This is a genomic window from Pseudooceanicola sediminis (genome assembly GCF_003575965.1).
Taxonomy (GTDB): domain Bacteria; phylum Pseudomonadota; class Alphaproteobacteria; order Rhodobacterales; family Rhodobacteraceae; genus Pseudooceanicola; species Pseudooceanicola sediminis.
Window position 1 is genome coordinate 1 of the sequence record NZ_QWJJ01000036.1, and the last position, 3,164, is coordinate 3,164.

At 63.9% G+C, this 3,164-nt stretch carries 4 protein-coding genes; all 4 read left to right on the forward strand.

What is annotated here, in order from left to right; translation table 11 throughout:
* Positions 1-52 precede the first annotated feature (52 nt).
* Positions 53-736: a lytic transglycosylase domain-containing protein gene (locus tag DL237_RS20300; RefSeq protein ID WP_071167342.1), complete on the forward strand. Its 684-nt coding sequence runs from the start codon at positions 53-55 to the stop codon at positions 734-736.
* Complete coding sequence (locus DL237_RS20305) at positions 733-1,047, forward strand: TrbC/VirB2 family protein (RefSeq protein ID WP_009574150.1); 315 nt, start codon at positions 733-735, stop codon at positions 1,045-1,047. Before DL237_RS20300 ends, DL237_RS20305 begins: the two co-directional genes overlap by 4 nt.
* 21 nt (positions 1,048-1,068) lie before the next feature.
* Complete coding sequence (locus tag DL237_RS20310; RefSeq protein WP_009574151.1) at positions 1,069-1,347, forward strand: type IV secretion system protein VirB3; 279 nt, start codon at positions 1,069-1,071, stop codon at positions 1,345-1,347.
* Positions 1,337-3,164: VirB4 family type IV secretion/conjugal transfer ATPase (locus tag DL237_RS20315; protein ID WP_119400794.1), on the forward strand; the 1,828-nt coding region annotated here is incomplete at its 3' end. The genes DL237_RS20310 and DL237_RS20315, both read left to right, overlap by 11 nt.

Here is a 3,164-nt window from a genome sequence, read left to right on the forward strand (position 1 = left end):
AGTTTCCTGGCCGACATGGGCTGTACGACCGCTAGCATCCCACTTGAAGAAGGTGGCCGCGAACGCCACGCCGCGCCTCCGGTCAAAGGCAGCTGACCGCGCGACCGCGCTCGTCGTTGCTTTGGGTACAGGCGTTTGTTCCGCGCCCCCGGCCCTGGCCGACGGTTTCATCTTCTCGGTTGGTCCAGACGGCCAATTGATTTCCACTTCTCAAGAGGCAAACGAGCGCCTTTTTCTCTTCGCAGAACCTCGCGTTCCCGACGCAACGAGCGAGACAGCGATCCCGGCTCGATCTGCCGCCCACGCCACCCCAGAAATCCTCCATGCGATCGAGACCACGGCGCTACGGTATGCCGGGCATGGTGCGCTGCGTCGCGCGGGGCTTTCCGTCACTGATTGGGCGCTCCTTTACCGAGCCAACATTGAAGTCGAGAGCGCATACAATCCGGCTGCACGTAGCCCTGTCGGTGCCATAGGCCTCGGGCAGCTTATGCCGGATACTGCCCGCGACCTCGGCGTCGACCCACATGACATTGCGCAGAACCTCGACGGATCAGCTCGCTACCTGCTGATGATGCTCGACCAGTTCGGCGAGGGCTCTCTGGCCCTTGCGGCCTACAACGCGGGTCCGGAGGCGGTCACACGCCACGGCGGCATCCCCCCTTTTCGAGAAACCCAAGGGCATGTGGCCCGTGTGACCGCCGTGTTTGAGCGGCTCAGAGGAGATCTTTCATGACATCGAGAAAACGTCAAAGCGTGCTCCGCACGCGGGCGATCACCGCGTTCGGCGCGATGGCCCTTATCGTGCTGGCGGGTCCAGCGCTTGCGCAAAGCATCGACCTCTCGCCGGTACAGACCCTGCTTCAAGGCATTGTCGATGCGATCACCGGTCCCTTGGGCATCGTGATTGGCACGCTCGCACTGATCGGTGTGTTTCTTTCCTGGCTCTTTGGCATCCTCGACTTTCGTCAGGCGCTTTGGGTCGTGGTTGCAATCGCGGGCATCGCCGCAGCACCCACCATCGTCGCCGCCATCTGGACCACCTGAGCAATCCCGGAGTTCTTGGCCATGGCTGACCAGTCCCGCGTGTTCATCGGCCTTCTCAGGCCACCCAAGCTGATGGGCTTGCCGATCATGTACGCCATGGTCTGGCTCTTCGGCTCGACGCTTCTGTTCCTCTGGGTGCAGAGCTGGGTGGTGGCTGTGTTCGCGGGGCTGGCCTGGCCGGCGCTCTGGAAGGCCGCAGACTGGGATCCGAACTTCCTCGATGTCCTTGTGATCACCCTGCAGGAAACCCCGCCCACGACGAACCGCAAGCTGCACGGAGGCGACAGCTATGCCCCGTGATGGACTTGCCGATGAGGTTGAGAACGCCATCGATCCGCTGACTGCGCTACCCTCATGGGTCAAGGGCGAGAAGCGGCTCTCAATGATGCTGCCTTATGTGAGCCTCGTGAACGACCGAACGATCCGGACACGCGGCAACGAGCTGATGCAATGCATCCGGCTCGAGGGGGTGAACAGCACCACGAGCGAGGACGGGCATCTCGACCGGATCGGAGGGTTGCTGGCTGGCATCGTGGCGCAGGTCGGGACCGAGTTCTCATTCTACTTGCACAAGGTCTCGAAAGCGGTCGACGTGACCCTGCCGCCCGTTCCGGGCGAAGGGTTTGCGGCCGCCGTCGACAAACGATGGCACGCGCATCTCGGCCGCGCGGGTTTGCGCGACAAGACGCTGACCCTGACGGTGCTGAAGCGACCTGAGACCGGCAGCCGCTTGCCATTCGGACTTGGGGCGTCTCGCTCGCGACATGCGGCCGACACCACCCGCCGCTTGCGCAAGCTCGACGAGGTTGTGGGGTTTCTGCTGTCCTCCTTCGATGAGCTGAAGCCCCGCCTGCTGGCCGCAAGCACCGGCGAGCTTCTGGGCTTCCTCGGTTCACTCAACACGGGCGAGGAGCACCCGCTCTTCCCCCGGTCGCGCCTCGGTGTGATCGCCGAGGACGTAGCCAATACCCGCGTCACCTTCCGCGGCACGACCATCGCACTCTCGGACGGTGCCGTCGGCGACAAGCTCGGGGCGATCTTTGCGGTGAAGAACTACCCCGCCAAGACCGATAGCCTGATGCTCGACGAGTTGAATCTGCCCGTCGACATGGTGGTCACGCACTCTTTTGTGCCGATCAACGCCAACATCATGGCGGGCCGGATCAAGCGGCAGCTGCGGCTAATGCAGGCCGCCAATGACGGAGCCGTCAGTCTCGCCCAGGAACTGGAACTCGCGCAGGACGATCTGGAATCCAAACGCCTGATCTTCGGCGAGCACCACATGACCGTGGCCGTCTATGCCCGCACCCAGACGGCGCTTGACGACATCGCGGCCGAAATCCGCAACATCTCCGCCACTTCCGGGATCAACCTGATCTCGGAAGCCTTCGGGGCGCGGGCGCATTTCATGGCGCAGCATCCCGGGAACACAGGGGCGCGTAGCCGCAAGGCCGCAATCACGAACCACAACTTCGCCGATCTCGCTACCTTCCACCGCACCTCGCTCGGAAAGACAGGGCGGGAAGTCCCCTGGGGCGTTCCGATCACGCTCTTTCCCACACCCGAGCGCAGCGGTTTTCGCTTCAACTTCCACGAACAGGGCGCGCCGGATCGCGAACCCACGGGTGGCCACACGCTGATCCTCGGCCGTCCCGGCTCCGGCAAATCCGTCCTGGCGGCTTTCCTGATGACCATGGCACGGCGGGCAGGTGCGCGGGTCTTCGTATTCGACTATCGCGCGGGGATGGAGATGGCCGTCCGCGCGCTCGGCGGCAGCTATTCGACCGTGCGGGCGGGGCGCCCCACGGGCCTCAATCCGCTCCAGACCGAGATCGACGTGCGGGGCCAGGCATGGCTTGCTGATTGGCTCGCGAGCCTCTTGGAGCGGCGCGATCGACCGCTGACCCCGGTTCAGACCAACCGACTGCAGGAAGTCGTGCGCCAGAACGCCAGCGCAGGACATGCGGGTCTACGGAACTGGTCGGATTTCGCCTCGCTGCTGGTCTCGACCGATGACGAAGGCGATCTCTTCGAGCGTATGCAGGAATGGACGGCCGAGGGTCGCTACGGCTGGATCTTCGGGGCCAATGCCGAGGACAGTTTCAGCATCGATGGAG